At 67.0% G+C, this 16830-nt stretch carries 10 protein-coding genes; 7 read left to right on the top strand and 3 right to left on the bottom strand.

What is annotated here, in order from left to right:
- Nucleotide 1: 1 nt before the first annotated feature.
- Nucleotides 2–1309, bottom strand: a complete 1308-nt coding sequence (locus tag ACP696_RS09335) for a UDP-glucose dehydrogenase family protein (RefSeq protein ID WP_426010174.1) — start codon at nucleotides 1307–1309, stop codon at nucleotides 2–4.
- A 181-nt stretch (nucleotides 1310–1490) separates the two neighbouring features.
- On the opposite strand from ACP696_RS09335, the gene galE reads away from it, so the two are divergent.
- The 3 genes from galE (at nucleotide 1491) to ACP696_RS09320 (ending at nucleotide 5354) form a co-directional block, all read left to right on the top strand.
- Entirely contained in the window at nucleotides 1491–2489 is a 999-nt protein-coding gene (gene galE / locus ACP696_RS09330) for a UDP-glucose 4-epimerase GalE (RefSeq protein ID WP_426010172.1), read from the top strand.
- Nucleotides 2490–2497: 8 nt separating this feature from the next.
- Nucleotides 2498–2632, top strand: coding sequence for a hypothetical protein (locus ACP696_RS09325; RefSeq protein WP_426010171.1), 135 nt, complete (start codon nucleotides 2498–2500; stop codon nucleotides 2630–2632).
- 265 nt (nucleotides 2633–2897) lie between these two features.
- Nucleotides 2898–5354: an EAL domain-containing protein gene (locus tag ACP696_RS09320; RefSeq protein WP_426011277.1), complete on the top strand. Its 2457-nt coding sequence runs from the start codon at nucleotides 2898–2900 to the stop codon at nucleotides 5352–5354.
- An 18-nt stretch (nucleotides 5355–5372) separates the two neighbouring features.
- On the opposite strand, the gene ACP696_RS09315 is transcribed toward ACP696_RS09320, so the two are convergent.
- Nucleotides 5373–6902: a helicase HerA-like C-terminal domain-containing protein gene (locus ACP696_RS09315; RefSeq protein WP_426010170.1), complete on the bottom strand. Its 1530-nt coding sequence runs from the start codon at nucleotides 6900–6902 to the stop codon at nucleotides 5373–5375.
- A 116-nt stretch (nucleotides 6903–7018) separates the two neighbouring features.
- On the opposite strand from ACP696_RS09315, the gene ACP696_RS09310 reads away from it, so the two are divergent.
- From ACP696_RS09310 to ACP696_RS09295, 4 genes are all read left to right on the top strand, one after another.
- Nucleotides 7019–8146 carry an AI-2E family transporter gene (locus ACP696_RS09310; RefSeq protein ID WP_426010169.1) on the top strand — a complete coding sequence of 376 codons (1128 nt, stop codon included), beginning with the start codon at nucleotides 7019–7021 and terminating at the stop codon, nucleotides 8144–8146.
- Between the two features lie 271 nt (nucleotides 8147–8417).
- Nucleotides 8418–13259 (top strand): NAD-glutamate dehydrogenase, encoded by a 4842-nt coding sequence (locus ACP696_RS09305; RefSeq protein WP_426010167.1) that lies wholly within the window; start codon nucleotides 8418–8420, stop codon nucleotides 13257–13259.
- Between the two features lie 83 nt (nucleotides 13260–13342).
- The gene (locus ACP696_RS09300) at nucleotides 13343–14671 is read left to right on the top strand and encodes an MFS transporter (protein WP_426010165.1); all 1329 of its coding nucleotides are present in this window, start codon (nucleotides 13343–13345) and stop codon (nucleotides 14669–14671) included.
- 66 nt (nucleotides 14672–14737) lie between these two features.
- A complete protein-coding gene (locus ACP696_RS09295; protein ID WP_426043727.1) occupies nucleotides 14738–15985 on the top strand; it encodes a DUF418 domain-containing protein in 1248 nt (415 codons plus the stop codon).
- Between the two features lie 88 nt (nucleotides 15986–16073).
- On the opposite strand, the gene ACP696_RS09290 is transcribed toward ACP696_RS09295, so the two are convergent.
- The gene (locus ACP696_RS09290; protein ID WP_426010161.1) at nucleotides 16074–16823 is read right to left on the bottom strand and encodes a dienelactone hydrolase family protein; all 750 of its coding nucleotides are present in this window, start codon (nucleotides 16821–16823) and stop codon (nucleotides 16074–16076) included.
- Nucleotides 16824–16830: the final 7 nt, after the last annotated feature.

Below are 16830 nucleotides of genomic sequence, written 5' to 3'. Positions count from 1 at the left end.
GTCAGCCACGTCCGATGCTGGCGTAGGTGAAGCCGTGGCGAACCATCTCCGCAGGCTTGTAGATGTTGCGTAGATCAACCACGACCGGGGTGTGCATCAGCAGCTTGAGACGGTCCAGGTCCAGGGCGCGAAACTGATCCCATTCGGTGATGATCAGCAGCACGTCGGCGCCGTCGGCCGCGTCGTAGGCGCTGGTCTTGAAAGTCACTCCCGGCAGCAGGCGCTCGGCCTCGTCGCGCCCTTCGGGGTCATAGGCTTGGACGGCGGCGCCCATGGCCTGCAGAGAGGGCAGGATATCCAGGCTGGGTGCGTCGCGCATGTCATCAGTATTCGGTTTGAAGGTGAGCCCCAGCACGCCGACAGTCTTGCCGGTTAGGTTCTCGATGCCCATGGCCTTGGCGACCTTGATGGCCATGGCCTTCTTGCGCGCTTCATTGACCGCCACCGTTGTCTCGATCAAACGTACGGGCGCGCCATAATCCTTCGCGGTGCGTACGAGGGCGACGGTGTCCTTTGGAAAACATGAGCCGCCGTAGCCTGGACCTGCATTGAGGAATTTGCCGCCGATCCTCTTGTCCAGACCAATGCCCTTGGCCACCTGTTGCACGTCGGCCCCAACCTTTTCGCATAGGTCAGCCATCTCGTTGATAAAGGTGATCTTCATCGCGAGGAAGGCGTTGGCCGCGTACTTGATTAGCTCGCTGGTTCGTCGAGTGGTGAAGACGATCGGTGTCTCGTTCAGCGACAGGGGGCGGTATAGTTCACGCATTACCGCTTGGGCGCGTTCATCGTCGGATCCGACCACGACCCGATCAGGGCGCTTGAAGTCCTCGATCGCCGCGCCTTCGCGCAAAAATTCAGGGTTGGAGACCACGGCGAACTGGACGTTGGGATTGGTCTTGCGGATGATCGCTTCGACCTCGTCGCCGGTGCCGACCGGTACGGTCGATTTTGTGACGACCACGGTGAAATGATCGATCAGGCCGGCGATCTCCTCGGCGGCGGCGTGAACATAGGACAGGTCGGCACGGCCATCGCCGCGACGGGTCGGGGTGCCCACGGCGATAAACACCGCGTCCGCCTCGCGGATCGCTCGGGCGCCGTCCAGGGTGAAGAACAACCGGCCCTCGCGCACGTTGCGGGCGACCAGGTCTTCCAAGCCAGGCTCGAAGATCGGGATCTCGCCGCGTTCCAGCCGCTCGATCTTGCCTGGGTCCTTGTCGATGCAGGTCACGACATGCCCGAAGTCGGCGAAACACGCCCCGGACACTAAGCCGACATAGCCAGTGCCTATCATCGCTACGCGCATCGTTGCTTTTCCTCGCCGCCTCGCGGCGGAGCCCTACACCAAGTTTAAGACAGTGCTCCAGACATTTAGGATCAAATCTGCCGCGTTAGTTGACGTGGGCAATGACGGGGTCCTTTTTCGGTGCGCGATTCAACCGAGTAATATACTGCCGGCACAGGTGCCGGTCTGAGTGGGGGTCTGAGTGACTCAGAAAGTTCTCGTCGCGGGCGGAGCGGGCTATATCGGCTCCCACACCTGCCTGAGGTTGGCCGAGGCGGGCTTTACGCCGGTGACCTACGACAATCTTTCCAACGGCTGGGCCGAGTTCGTGCAGTGGGGTCCGCTGGAAATCGGCGATATCCGCGACGCGGCCCGGCTGGACGAGGTGTTCGCCAAGCACCAACCGGTGGCGGTCATCCATTTCGCGGCCCTGATCGAGGTCGGCGAATCGGTGAAATATCCGGGTCGCTTCTATGAGAACAATGTGGGCGGGGCGATCACCCTGATCGAGGCCTCGCGTCGGGCGGCGGTCGAGGCCTTCGTCTTCTCATCGACCTGCGCCACCTATGGCGCGCCGGTGAAGGTGCCGATGGACGAGACCCATCCCCAGGCGCCGCTCAATCCCTATGGCCGCACCAAGCTGATGGTCGAACAGATCATGGCCGACCTCGATCAGCAGGTGGGGTTCAAACATACGGCGCTGCGCTATTTCAACGCCGCGGGCGCCGATCCCGAGGGCCGAGTGGGTGAGCGGCACGAGCCGGAGACCCATGCGATTCCGCTGGCCATCGCTGCGGCGCGCGGCGGCAACCGTGGTTTCAATCTGTTCGGCGTCGACTACGACACCCGCGATGGGACCTGCGTGCGCGACTACATCCACGTGCTGGACTTGGCCGACGCCCACGTGCTGGCGGTGCAGCGGCTGCTGCGCGGTGAGCCCAGCGAGGTCTTCAACCTGGGCACAGGCACCGGCACCACCGTCAAGGAATTGATCACGGCGATCGAGACCGTGTCGGGCCGGGCGTTCCCGGTCGAGATCGCCGAGCGCCGCCCCGGCGACGCGCCGATCCTGGTGGCCGACAACGCCAAGGCCAAGGCCATGCTGGGCTGGACGCCGCGCTACGCGCTCGAGGACATCATCCGGCATGCCTGGGCGTGGCACGCCGCAGGCGCGCTGCGGCTCGAACGCGAACCGGTTTAGGCATCGCCATGAGAGACAGCGCCATCTCGATCACCCGCCGAGCGCTCGCCGCGCTTTTCGCTCCGCCGGTCGCGGCCATCGGCGCTGGCGCCGCCGTGGCGGCGGATCGCGGCGCCCCACCCCCCGCCTGGATGCGCGACTGAGAGCGGGCCGCCTCGCAGCATGTGCTGTCCGGCCTGGGCGTCTCTCGGGTGGAAGGCCTGGAGAAATACGCCGAGCTTGGCGGGATCGTCCTGGGCGCGGGCGACGACCAGCCGGCCTTCGACGCGGCCGCCATGACGGCGGCCAGTGCGACCGGCGGTCTCTCTATGTCAAGGTGCCGCAATGACGGGACGCGGCAAAGTTTCCCAGGTTTGGCAACAGCAACGGTTTCTTTGCAACTTATGATGCAAAGAAGGCAGATTCGCCCTGGGGGACCTCTGTGTGTTGAAGGTTTTGACTTGCCTGACGAGGGAACATGACCTGCGACTAGTCGTCGTCGCTGGGCTGATCTGTTTCGCCGCCTGCTTCACGGCGTTCCGGCTCTATTCCCGCATGCGCGGAGCCAAGGGCGTGGTGCGGGCCGCGTGGCTCCTGCTGACCGGTCTGGTGTCGGGATCGGGCGTCTGGGCGACTCACTTCATCGCCATGGTCGCCTATACCCCTGGGCTGAAGACGGGCTACAGCCCCACGGGCACGCTGCTGTCCCTGATGATCTCGGTGATGTTCATGGCCTGCGGCTTCGCCGTGGCCTCGGCTCAGCGCACCAAGACCAACGACTTCGCTGGCGGCCTGGTGCTTGGCATGGGTGTCGCGGCCATGCACTACACCGGCATGTCGGCCTTCGTGACCCAGGGCGTCGTCCAGTGGGAGCAGGTCATGGTGGCCGTCTCCGTGCTGGTTGGCGTCTGTGGCGCGACCCTGTCCCTCCTGGCGGCAGGGCGAGCTCGCAGCCTGCTCAAGCAGGTCGGCGGCGGCGCCTTGCTGACGCTCGGCGTCTGCTCGCTCCACTTCGCCGGCATGGGCGCGATCACCATCGTCCCGGATTCGGCCATCATCGTTCCTGACCAACTGCTGTCGGGCGGTATACTGACGCTGGCTGTGATCTCGATCACCACCATGATCATCCTCGGCGGTCTGGGCGCCGTCGCCATCGAGTCCCAGACCAGCCGGTCGGCTCTGGACCGCATCCGCCGCATGGCCAACGCGGCCTATGAAGGCATCGTCGTGGTTCAGGACGGCAAGATCAACGACGCCAACGCCGCCTTTTGCGAGCTGATCGGCGCCGATCTGGACGCCATCATGGGCGCGCCGCTCGCGGCCATGCTGACCTTCGACGGCGAAGCGCCCACCCGCGAGGGCGTGCGCCGGGAAGGCGCACTGCAACCGATCGACGGCGAACGTCCGATCCCGGTCGAGGTGTTCTCGCGCCTGATGGACGACGGCGCGCGGACCGAGACGTCGGGCCTGACCGTGCTGGCGGTTCGCGACCTGCGCGAACGTCGCTCGGCCGAGGAAAAGATTCGCTACCTGGCCGAGCACGACGGCCTGACCGGCCTGCCCAACCGCAATTCGCTCCAGACCCGTCTGGCCGCCGCGCTCGAGCGCGTCGAGGCCTCGGGCGAGAGCCTGTCGCTGATCTGCATCGACCTGGATCACTTCAAGGAAGCCAACGACCTGCACGGCCACCATGCCGGTGACGCCCTGCTGGTCGAGACCGCGCGCCGTCTGCAGGACGCTTTGACCGCGCCGTCGTTCGCCGCGCGCCTCGGCGGCGACGAGTTCATCATCGTCCAGGTCGCGGCCGGCGACCAGCCTGTCGCCGCCGCCGAACTGGCCGGCCGTCTGCTCGAGGCCCTGGCGCTTCCCGCCAGCTACGAGGGCCAGGATCTGGTCATGGGCGCCAGCCTGGGCGTCAGCCTGTTTCCGGACGATGGCCGCACCGCCGAGGCCCTGCTGGCCAATGCCGACATGGCGCTCTACCGCGCCAAGGAAAGCGGTCGCGGCGCCTATCGCTTCTTCAAGCGCGAGATGGACGACTCGATCCGAGAGCGTCGCACCATGGCCCGCGAACTGCGCCAGGCGATCATCGACGAAGAGCTGGTGGTCTACTATCAACCGCTAGCCCGCGCCTCGAACGGCGAGGTGTGCGGCTTCGAGGCTCTGGTGCGCTGGAAGCATCCGGTGCGCGGCATGATCCCGCCGCTGGACTTCATTCCGGTCGCCGAGGAGAACGGCCTGATCGGCCAGCTTGGCGAGTGGGTGCTGCGCCGCGCCTGCGCCGACGCCGTGACCTGGGAGCGGCCGCTGCGCATCGCCGTGAACCTGTCGCCGTTGCAATTGAACCAGCCCGACCTGCCCAAGCTGGTGCACGAGATCTTGGTGCAAACCGGCCTGTCACCCAGGCGTCTCGAGCTTGAGATCACCGAAAGCGCTCTGTTCAAGGACTATCAGCGGGCGCTCGACAACCTGCGCCGCTTGAAGGCGCTGGGCGTGCGGATCGCCATGGACGACTTCGGCACGGGGTTCTCGTCGCTATCGACCCTGCAGTCCTTTCCGTTCGACAAGATCAAGATCGACAAGAGCTTTGTCGAGAACATCCATCGCGACGACCGCGCCACGGTCATCGTTCGGGCCGTTCTGGGTCTGGGCCGAAGCCTGGACATCCCGTGCGTGGCCGAGGGCGTTGAGACCCAGGAGCAGATCGATTTCCTGCGCGGGGAAGACTGCGCCGAACTCCAGGGCTACGCTATTGGCCGCCCCGCCCCGGTCGACACCCTGTCGGCCTGGACCCTGGCCAGCGTGGCCCCCGTGTCGCCAGGGCCGGAGATCGCAACGCCGCGAGAGCCCACGACCAAGAAGCCACGTCGCCGGAAGGCGGCCTGACGCGCGGTCGTCCGGTCCCTACCGTCGTCGCGACATGCCACCGAGCAGGCCCCGCATGATCTCGCGCCCGGCTTGGCTGGCGATAGTGCGCAGCAGGGATTTGGCGAAGGTCTCGCCCATCGATTGACGACTGGAGGCGCGGGGACGCGGGGTGGCGCGGGCTTCCTGCGTCTCTTCGCGTTGCCGAACCTTGTCTTGGGCGGCGCGCCGCCGGTCCAGTTCAACCTGGTCGGCGGCGGCGTCCGCCTGTTGCTGGACCTGGGCGGCCCGGCCCTGCAGGGTCTCATAGGCCGAGGCGCGGTCCAGGGTCGTGTCGTAAAGGCCGGCGACAGGACTCCTGGCGATCAGGGCCGCGCGTTCCTCGGGCGTCACCGGTCCGAGCCGCGACGCCGGCGGGCGGATGAGCGTCTTCTGCACCACGCAGGGCGCGCCCTTGGCGTCGAGCGTCGAGACCAGGGCCTCGCCCACGCCCAGGGCCTGGATGGTCTCGGCGGTGTCGAAGGCGGGATTGACCCGGAACGACTGGGCAGCGGCCCTCAGACCCTTCTGATCGGCGGGGGTGTAGGCGCGCAGGGCGTGCTGGACGCGCGCGCCCAGTTGGCCCAGCACCGCGTCGGGGATGTCGGACGGGTTCTGGGTGACGAAATAGATGCCAACGCCCTTGGAGCGGATCAGCCGCACGACCTGCTCGATCTTCTCCAGCAGCGGCTTTTCGGCGTCGTTGAACAGCAGGTGAGCCTCGTCGAAGAAGAACACCAGCCTGGGCTTTTCCGGGTCGCCCACTTCGGGCAGTTCCTCGAACAGCTCCGACAGCAACCACAGCAGGAAGGTCGAATAGAGCTTGGGCGACTGGATCAGCGTGTCGGCGGCCAGCAGGTTGACATAGCCGCGCCCGGCCACGTCGGTGCGCATGATGTCGGCCAGTTTCAGGGCCGGCTCGCCGAAGAAGTTCTCGGCCCCCTGGCTCTGCAGGGTCAGCAGCTTGCGCTGGATGGCCCCGATCGTGGCGGGCGCGACATTGCCGTACTGGGTGCCGATCTCGGCGGCGTGGTCAGCGACATATTTCAGCGCAGCCTGCAGGTCCTTCAGGTCCAGCAGCAGCAGCCCGTCCTTGTCGGCGACGTGGAAAACGACGGTCAGCACGCCCTCCTGCACATCGTTCAGCTCCAGCAGCCGTGACAGCAGCACCGGCCCCATCTCCGAGATGGTCGTGCGGATCGGGTGGCCCTTCAGGCCAAACAGGTCCCAGAACACGACCGGCGGCGCTGATGGGATCAGCGCCATGTCCATGGACGCGGCGCGGGCCAGCATCTTGTCGTTGGGGACGCCGGCCATGGCGATGCCCGACAGGTCGCCCTTCACGTCGGCGGCGAACACCGGGACGCCGGCGTCGGAGAAGGCCTGGGCCATGATCTGCAGGGTCACGGTCTTGCCGGTGCCCGTCGCGCCGGCCACGACGCCATGGCGATTGGAGCGGTCCAACCTCTGGGTCACGGGGCCTTCACCGAGACCGAGCAGGATTTCACCTTCGGCAATCACCAGGGTCATACGCAACGTCCTTCACATTGAGGGCTTAACCGTAGCCCCGGCCTTGCGCCGCGCCAATCGGCTCGCGCAATGTGGCGCCGGTCTTTTACAGACGCTTCGTTAGAGAGATTCCGCCGATGACCATTTCGCCTTCGATCACCGGCCGCAACGCCCTGGTGTTCCTGGCGGTCATCGCCGGGGCCGCCAGCCTCTATTGGATGCGGGGCATCCTCACCCCGCTGGCCCTGGCCGTGTTCTTGGCGATGATGATCGACAGCTTCGCCCGGGTGCTGACCGAACGCGTGCCGGCCTATCCCAGGAACCTGGCGCTCCCGACCGCGCTGATCCTGTCCATCCTGTTGTTCGGCCTGGCGGTCTGGGTGGTGACGGCCAATGGCGCGGGGTTCGTGCTGCAGATGCGCGAATACGCACCGCGCCTGAATGGGGTGATCGCCAAGCTGGCGTCGCTGGTGGGGATCAAGGTGGCGCCGACCATCGGTGAGCTGGTCAACCAGATCAATCCCTCGAAATACGCCGGCGCCGCCGCTCAGAGCTTGCAGAATTTCGCGTCGAGCGCGATCCTCGTCCTGATCTATCTGGGTTTCATCATCGCTTCCCGGCGGGGTTTTGGCCGCAAGATCGTGGCGCTTTATCCCCATCACGCCGAGCGCGACGGCGCGATGCAGCTTTTCCAGCGCATCCGCAACGGCGTCGAGCAATATCTGTGGATCCAGACCGTCACCGGCCTGATGATCGCTGCGGCCTCCTGGGCGGTGATGATGCTGATCGGCCTGGACAATGCGCTGTTCTGGGCCTTCCTGATCTTCATCGCCGCCTATATTCCGATCCTGGGCGGCGCGGTGGGCTGCATCCTGCCGCCGATTTTCGCCCTCGTGCAGTTTCCCGACACCTTCCTCCCCGCCTTGCTGCTGTTCGGCGCGCTGGAACTGATCTTTTTCATCGTTGGCAATGTCATCTATCCGCGCATGCAGGGCGAGAGCCTGAACATGGACCCTACGGTGGTGCTGCTGTCGCTGGCGGTCTGGGGCGCGCTGTGGGGCGTGACCGGCATGTTCCTGTCGACCCCGCTCACCGTGGCGGCGATGTTGATCCTGGCCCAGTTCGAGGGCACGCGCTGGATCGCCATCCTGTTGTCGGAAGACGGCGACCCCAGCGGCGATTCTCTCGACTCTCCACGGGCCGGCTCGCCGAAAAAACCGGGCCAAGCTTTAGGTTCACGACAGAACGCGACCAAGGGGCCTTAACATCCCAAATGGGCTTCCTATCTAGGCCTTGTCGGTGTCCCCCCACGCCGACCCCGCGCGACGCAGACCGCATTTCATGGCGCGTCGAACGCGGAACCGCCCGCCGCCCCCCCCCGGCGGGCCTGCGCCGCCGGTTTCCCCCCACCGGCGGCGCTTCCGTGTCCGGGCCACGGGTTTCTTACTGGCAAAATCTTGTTCCACTTTCCGAGGTTGCGGTTGAAACCGAGCCGGTAAAGGCTAGGTTGTCGCCAAAAATTCGCGAGGAAATCCTATGGTCGGTGCAAAACTTGACCCCAAGGCGACGGCAGCGCAATCGGACGGCTTGGTGGCCGCCTTCGGGGTGGCGCTCGGTCAGGGCGCGTTGACCGAGCCAGTTCGCCAGTTCGCCGCCCAAGCGCAGGAAGACTGGTCGGCGGAGGAACTGCCCGGCTTCACCGCCGCCGACATCGCCGCCGCCTTGATCGACTTCTGGCGCTTTGGAGAGGCCGCTTCCGATCCCGTCGCGATCCGGATCCGTGCCGCTGACGGCGGCGAGCTGAAGACCGACCTGCTGGAAATCGTCCAGCCCGACCGGCCGTTCCTGGTCGATAGCATCATGGGCGCCATCGCCGAGCAGGGCTTCTCTGTCCGCGCCATGTTCCACCCGGTGGTGGAGACCGCCGCCGGCCGTTGCTCGATGATCCAGGTCTATATGGCCCCGGTGGGCGAGGATCGCGAGGCCGCCCTGATCGGCGCCGTCCGCGAGACCCTGGCCGACGTCCAGTTGGCGGTCGACGACTTCGACGCCATGAAGGCGCTGATGCGCCGGACGATCGACGCCTTGCGCGACACGCCCCAGGCCATCCCCGAGGCCGAACGCGCCGAGAGCCTGGCCTTCCTCGACTGGCTGGAGGGCGACCACTTTGTGTTCCTGGGCGCGCGGGTCTACGAATATCCGCGCACCAGCGCCGGCGGCTATGCGGCCGAAGAGCCACTGTATCAGACCGAGGGCAGCCTAGGCGTGCTGCGCGACCAGACCCGCACGGTGCTGCGCCGCGAGAGCGAGCCGGCGATCCTCTCGCCCCAGGTCCGCGACCACCTGCTGCTGGGCGCGCCCCTGGTGGTGGCCAAGTCGAACCTGCGCTCCAAGGTCCATCGCCGCGGCTACATGGACTATGTCGGCGTCCGCCGTTATGGCCCCGACGGCAAGGCCTCGGGCGAGGTTCGCTTCGTGGGCCTGTTCACGGCCGAGGCCTACGAGACCCCCGCCCACGAGGTGCCGGTGATCCGCCGCAAGGTCGAGCACGTGCTCAGCGAAGCCGGCAAGGATCCCCACAGCCACAATGGCAAGCGGCTGCGCAACATCCTCGAGACCTGGCCGCGCGACGAGCTGTTCCAGACGCCCGAGGACGAGCTTCTGACCATGGCGCTGGGGGTGCTGCACCTCTACGATCGGCCGCGCGTGCGGCTGTTCGCTCGCCGCGACCCGTTCGACCGCTTCATCTCGGTGCTGATGTTCGTGCCGCGCGAGCGCTATGACAGCGGCGTGCGCGAGCGGGCCGGCAAGATCCTGGCCGACGCTTTCGGGGGCCGTGTCAGCGCCTACTATCCCAGCTTCTCCGACGCGCCCCTGGCTCGCGTGCACTACGTGCTCGGCGTCACGCCCGGCAGGCATGGCGATCCCGACCTCGCCGCTCTGGAAACCGAGATCGCCGAGACAGCGCGTACCTGGGAAGACCGCTTCGAAGCCGCCGTGCGCGATGGCGGCGCCCCCGGCCGCGTCGCCCAGACCCTGGCCCGCTATCAGACCGCCTTCCCGCCTGGATATCGCGACCAATACGACGCCGTCGAGGCCCTGGCCGACATCGCCGTCGTCGACGACCTGGACGCCGCAGAGGCCGTCCGCGTGCGCGCCTTCCACCTGGCCGATGATGACAAGCTGACCTTCCGCTTCAAGCTCTATCGCCCTGGCGCCGCCGCGCCCCTGGCCGATGTCCTGCCGATCCTCGAGCACATGGGCCTCAAGGCGCTGATCGAGAACGGCTTCAAGCTGTCGCCGGCAGACGGAACACACGCCAAGGTCTGGGTGCACGAGTTCACCCTCCGGGACGAGCAGGGCGAGCACCTGTCGTTCGGTGACGTCAAGGCGGCCTTCGAGGCGGCCTTCGTGGCCATCTGGACCGGGCGCGCCGAGAGCGACGGCTTCAACCGGCTGGTGTTGGAGCTCGGCGTGGGTTGGCGCGAGGCGGCCCTGGTTCGGGCCCTGGCCCGATATCGCCAGCAGACCGGGCTGGACCCCAGCCAGGGCGTGCAGGAGCAGGCCCTGTCGGACAATCCCGGCGTCACCCGCCTGATCCTCGACCTGTTCCGCATCAAGTTCGACCCGGCTGTCCACGCCGACCTCGCGGCCCGCAAGGAACAGGCCAAGGCCGTCGAGGCCAAGATCGGCGAGGCGCTGCAGGCCGTGGAAAGCCTGGACGCCGATCGCGTCCTGCGCCGCATCGCCGCCCTGGTCGGCGCGATCCAGCGGACCAACTTCTTTCAACTGGGCGAGGACGGCGAGGCCAAGCCCTATATCAGCTACAAGATCGCCTCGCGTGAGCTGGAGGACCTGCCGGCGCCCAAGCCCTATCGCGAGATCTATGTTTCGGCTCCGCACGTCGAAGGCGTGCATTTGCGCTTTGGCCCCGTGGCCCGGGGCGGCCTGCGGTGGAGCGATCGCCGCGACGACTTCCGGACCGAGGTGCTGGGCTTGGTGAAGGCTCAGCAGGTCAAGAACGCGGTGATCGTGCCGGTCGGCTCCAAGGGCGGCTTCTTCCCGAAGAACCTGCCGCGCGGCGGCGATCGCGACGCTATCCAGGCCGAGGCGATCCGCGCCTACAAGACCTTCCTGTCGGGCTTGCTGGACATCACCGACAACATCGATCCCGAAAACAAGGTGGTCCCGCCAGCCGGCGTCATCGTCTATGACGGTGAGGATCCCTATCTGGTTGTCGCCGCCGACAAGGGCACGGCCACCTTCTCCGACATCGCCAATGGCGTGGCCGAGGACTACGGCTTCTGGCTGGGCGACGCCTTCGCCTCGGGCGGCTCGGTCGGCTATGATCACAAGGTCATGGGCATCACCGCCAAGGGCGCGTGGGAGGCGGTCAAGCGCCACTTCCGCGAGTTGGGCAAGGACATCCAGACCCAGCCCTTCACCGTGGTCGGCGTCGGCGACATGAGCGGCGACGTGTTCGGCAACGGCATGCTGCTGTCCAAGCAGACCAAGCTCTTGGCCGCCTTCGATCACCGCCACATCTTCCTGGACCCCGATCCGGATCCCGCTACCTCCTGGGCCGAGCGCGAGCGGATGTTCAAGCTGCCGCGCTCGTCGTGGGAGGACTATGACAAGAGCCTGATCTCCAAGGGTGGCGGGGTCTTCGCCCGCTCGCTGAAGACCATCACCCTGACGCCTGAGGTCCAGGCGCTGTTCGAGCTCAAGGCGCAGGTGGTGTCGCCGGCCGAGCTGTTGACCGCGATCCTCAAGTCCAGGGCCGAGCTGCTCTATCTCGGCGGCATCGGCACCTATGTGAAGGCCAAGGGCGAGAGCCAGGCCGATGCGGGCGACAAGGCCAATGACGCCATCCGCGTCAACGGCGCGAACCTGCGGGTCAAGGTGGTGGGCGAGGGCGCCAATCTTGGTTTGACGCAAGCCGGTCGGATCGAGTTCGCGCAGATGGGCGCGGGAGGGGCGGGCGGCTACATCAACACCGACGCCATCGACAACTCGGCCGGGGTCGATAGCTCCGACCATGAGGTCAATATCAAGATCCTGACCGGGATTCTGGAGCGCGGCGGCAAGCTGACCCGCGAGGCCCGCAACCGGCTGTTGCCGACCATGACCGACGACGTCGCCAGCCACGTGCTGGCCGACAATTACGATCAGACCCTGGCCCTGTCGCTGATGGAGAGCGACGCGGTGTCGGAGATCGATTCCCACGCCAAGTTCATGACGGCGCTGGAAGCCAAGGGCCGCCTGGATCGTCGGGTCGAGGGCCTGCCCGAGGCGGCGGTCCTGACCGAGCGCGCCAAGGCCGGCAAGGGTCTGACCCGGCCCGAACTGGCGGTGCTGCTGGCCTATGGCAAGATCGACCTGTTCGACGACATCGTGGCGTCTGAAGCGCCCGACGATCCGTGGTTCGAGGCGACGCTGGAGGGCTATTTCCCGCCGGCGCTTGGTCAGTACGCCGACGAGATGCAACGCCATCGGCTGAAGCGCGAGATCATCGCCACGGTGCTCGACAACCGGATGATCAACATCTGTGGCCCAACCTTCCCGAGCCGCCTGCGGGCCGCGGCCGGCTGCGACACCAAGGCCCTGGTCATCGCCTTCGCCGCCTCCCGCGAAATCCTTGGCGTCGACGCGCTGTGGAACCGGGTGTCGGCTTTGGACGGCAAGGCCTCGGCCAGCGGCCAGCTGGCGCTCTACAAGGCCTTGGCCTACGCCCTGCGCAGCCTGACCTTCTGGCTGGCCCGCCGGGCTTTCCGCGACAAGTCCAGCGTCAAGACACTGGTCGAGGCCTATGGGCCGTCGGTCAAGACGCTAGCTGTTCTGGGCGCGAGCATCTTCTCGCCGTTCGAGCAGAAAACCGTCGCCAAGCGCGCCAAGGCCTATGTCGCCGACGGCGCGCCCGAGGCCCTGGCTCAGAGCGTGGCCGCCCTGCAGCCCCTGACGACGGCCGCCGACCTTGTCGATCTGGCCAATGCCTCCAGCTGGTCGGTGCAGAATGTCGCCCGGCTCTATCACCAGGTCGGCGCCGCCTTTGGCTTCGACCGCCTGCGCGGCGCGGCCGGCTCGTTCATCGGCGGCGACCCCTTCGAGCGGCTGGCCGTGCGCCGGCTGATCGAGGACATGCTGGCCGAGCAGACCGCCATCACCCAGGCGGTGCTGAAGTTCTCGGCCAACGCCCAGGCCGGCGACGACGAGCTCTCGGCCAAGGCGGCGACCACCTCGTGGGCCGCCATGCGCGCCGACACCGTCCGCGCCGCCAGGCGCACGGTGGAGGACATCGAGCAAGCCGGCGGCGGCTGGACCTTCGCCAAGCTGACCATCGCCAACGCGGCGCTCCGGGGACTGGCGAGCGCTTCCTAGATCTGATCGGGGACACGCACATGTGCGTGTCCCCAGCCGCTGAAGCTTCGCGTATAAGCGATGCTTCAGTTGGGGGAACGCTCATGGACAAGGGTGATCGGCGGCGGGCCGCCTGGGCGCTCTACGAGTGGGCGCAGCAACCCTATTGGGCGCTGATCGCGACTTTCATCTTCACCCCCTATTTCGCCGCCGGCTTCATCGGCGACGCCGCCAGGGGCCAGAGCCTGCTGGGCTATGCGGGCGCGGTCGCCGGCCTGATGATCGCGGTGTTCAGCCCGCTGGTCGGGGCATCGGTCGACGCCCGGCGCAATCCGCGTGCCTGGCTGATCGGCCTGGCCGTGCCCTTCGTCCTGGCCAGCGCCGCCCTTTGGCAGGCGGTTCCCGGCGATGCGAGCCGCATTCTGCCGGTCCTGGCCTGCCTGGTGGTGGCCAGTGTCTCCGCCGAGCTCAGCGGCTCGGTGATGAACGCCCTGCTGCCGTTGGTCGCCAAGCCGGGCGAGGTTGGGCGCCTGTCCGGCTCGGCCTGGGCCCTGGCCTATGTCGGGGCGCTCGTCACCCTGTTCATCGTGTTGCTGTGCTTCTCGTTGCCGGACGTCCCGATGCTGGGCCTGTCCAAGGCCCTGCACGAGCCCGACCGCATCGTCGGCCCGCTAGTGGCCGTGTGGTTCCTGATCTTCTCCTGGCCGCTGATGATCACCGCCCCGCGACCGCCCGCCACGACCACCGAGAAGAAGCCGCTGGTGGAGCTGTGGGCGACGTTGCGCTCTCTGCCCGGAAAGCCCTGGATGCTGCGTTTCCTGGTCGGCCGGATGCTGATCGGCGACGGCATTTCCAGCTTCATCGCCTTTGGCGGCGTCCTGGCCGCCGGGATGTTCGGCTGGACGACGACCCAGCTGGGTTTCTACGCCATCGCCCTGTCGATCACTGCGGGCATCGGCACCTTCATCGGCGGCCGGATCGATCAGAAGCTTGGCTCCAAGGCCACCGTGCTGATTGCCACCGGCGTGGTGCTGTTTGGTGCCTTCGGGGTCGGAATGGTCGGCCGCGACAGCCTGTTCTTCGTGCTGCACGTCGCCCCGCCGATCGCCGGTGGAGCCCTGTTCTCCAGCTTGCCCGAGCGGGTATTTCTGGGCTTCTCGCTATTCGTCGGCCTGACCTTCGGTCCGGCCCAGGCCAGCTTGCGGGCCTGGATGGCGCAGCTGGCGCCGGCCGGCGAGAGCGGACGGTGGTTTGGGCTCTATGCCCTGTCGGGCAAGGCCACGGCCTTCATGGCGCCTCTGGTCATCGCCGTGGGCACCCGCTGGATTGGCGACCAGCGCGTCGCCGTGGCGGTCTCGGCCCTGTTCATGATCACCGGCGCGGTGGTCCTGGCCTGCGTGCCGCGTCAGGGACCCGAGGCCTCGCCGATCTGAAAAACCCTGGGTTGTCGCAAGCCCGCGTCCGGTTCAGGATCGGGGCGTGGGTCGGGGACGTTTCGCATGGTCAAGGATCGTATTGTTCTGCTGGACTCCCTTCGGGGTCTGGCGATCCTGGGCATCCTGCTGTGCAACATCCCGCTGGCGGCGGTCCCTGAATCGGTCGCGACCAGCCTGACCCTGTGGCCGCACGGCATGGCGCCGGCCTCGGTGGCGGTCTGGTTCGTCACTCAGGTATTCTTCCAGCAGAAGTTCTATTCGCTGTTCGCCATGCTGTTTGGCGCCTCGATCATCCTGGTCGGCGGCGAGGGCGACGACAGGGATAGGCGGCGGATCCTGTTGCTGCGCCTGGTCAGTCTGCTGGCCATCGGCCTGATCCACGGCTTCCTGATCTGGCAGGGCGATGTGCTCAACACCTATGCGATCGTCGGCCTGGTGGCCCTTTGGGCCCGGTCCTGGTCGCCAAGGCGCCTGCTGCAAGCGGGGGTTGGCCTGCACGTCGGGCTTTCGGCCTGGGGCGGCTACAAGATGCTCGAGCATACGGCCAAGGGCGGCGGCGATCCGCCCGCCGGGGCGATGAGCCGGTTCCTGGCCGGCGTGCACGCCGATGCGTTGCAGTATGGCGGGACCTTCAGCCAGTCCCTCGTGCAGAACGCCAAGGACTATGGCAACTTCGTCCTTGGCTCGTTCACCCGCTGGCCGCCGATCTGGCCGCTGACGGTGCTGGCGCTGATGCTGATCGGCATGGGGCTCTACAAGCTTGGCGTCCTGAGCGGCAAGGCGTCGAGCGGCGCCTATCGCGGCTTGATCGCGGCGGGCCTGGGCGCGCTGGTGATCGTTGGCGTCGCCGAGGCCGTCTACACGGTCCTGCCCAGCCACGCCTGGCCGGTCCGCGCCATGGCCCGCTGGCTGCAGGGCGCCACCGCCCCGGTGGTCAGCCTGGGCTATGTGGGCCTTATGGTGATGGCGGCGCGCGTCAAGGCCTGGAAGACGATCCCGGCGATCCTGGCCCCGGTCGGTCAGATGGCCTTCACCAACTATCTGACCCAGTCGATCTTGATAACCGGCCTGCTCTATGGCGGGCGCGGTCCCAGCCTGTATGGCAAGGTCGATCGCCCGTTCCTGGCCGGCGCGGTGGTGGCGATCTGGGCGGCCCAGATCCTGTGGTCGCGCTGGTGGATGGCGCGCTTCACCCTGGGGCCGCTGGAGTGGCTGTGGCGGCTGGTCTATCGCGGACCGATGCCGCTGCGGCGCCCTGCTTCTTCACCGCTCATCCCGGCGAATGCCGGGACCCAGGTCCCGGAGCAGTAAAGCGTTTGGAAAAGCGCGGCGCCCCTGGAGTTCGCCTCGGCGGCCTCCATCTGGGTCTCGGCATTCGCCCCGATGAGCGGAATGGAGTCTAGATCGCGTTCAGGGCCCTGGCGAAATAGTCCTTGGTCTGGGCGAACAGATCGGGGCGGTACTTGGCGCGGGGATCGTTGGCGCGGTCGTCGTCGAAGGCGTGGGTGGCGTCGGGATAGAAGACCGTGTCCACCGACAGCCCGTCGCGCTTCAGCCGCTCCAGGGCCTTCCGCGGATATTTCCAGCCGACCACCTGGTCTTTGCCGCCGACCACCGAGAACACCTTGGGGCCATAGGTTCCCCAGCCCCTGCTGGACGTCAGGGACGGGTAGCTGGCATAGGGATAGACCAATAGCGCGCCCTTCACCTGGGCCCGCAGGCGCATCGGGTCTGCGTCGGAGAGACCGGTGGCGCGGGCGGCGTTCAACCCGATGGCGTAGCCGTCCATGATCGCCCAGCCGCCATGGCTCCAGCCCGCCAGGAAAACTTTGCGATGGTCGGCCCAGGACTGGCCCTCCAGCCAGGCCAACATGGCGAAGATGTCGGCCGAGCGCTTGAGGCCCTGGACCGCCATGCCCGTGCAGACGAACAGCTTGGCGTCCATGGTCGACATGCCGCGCGGCTTGAACGAGTCGACCACCACCGCCGCGTAGCCGGCCTGGACCGCGACCTTGGCGTAGTCTTCCAGGAACGGCGTCTTGCCGCCGCAGCCGTGCAGGATCAAGGCAACCGGGAAGGGGCCACGCCCAACCGGCTTGAAGACCTTCGAGGCCTCGGCGACCTTGGCGCCCCACTCAGCGCTGTGCATGCGATCT

The organism is Caulobacter sp. DWR3-1-2 (assembly GCF_049896225.1).
Taxonomy (GTDB): Bacteria; Pseudomonadota; Alphaproteobacteria; order Caulobacterales; family Caulobacteraceae; genus Caulobacter.
The sequence above is the reverse complement of the archived record's forward strand: the minus strand, read 5'-3'. Positions and strand labels throughout refer to the sequence as shown.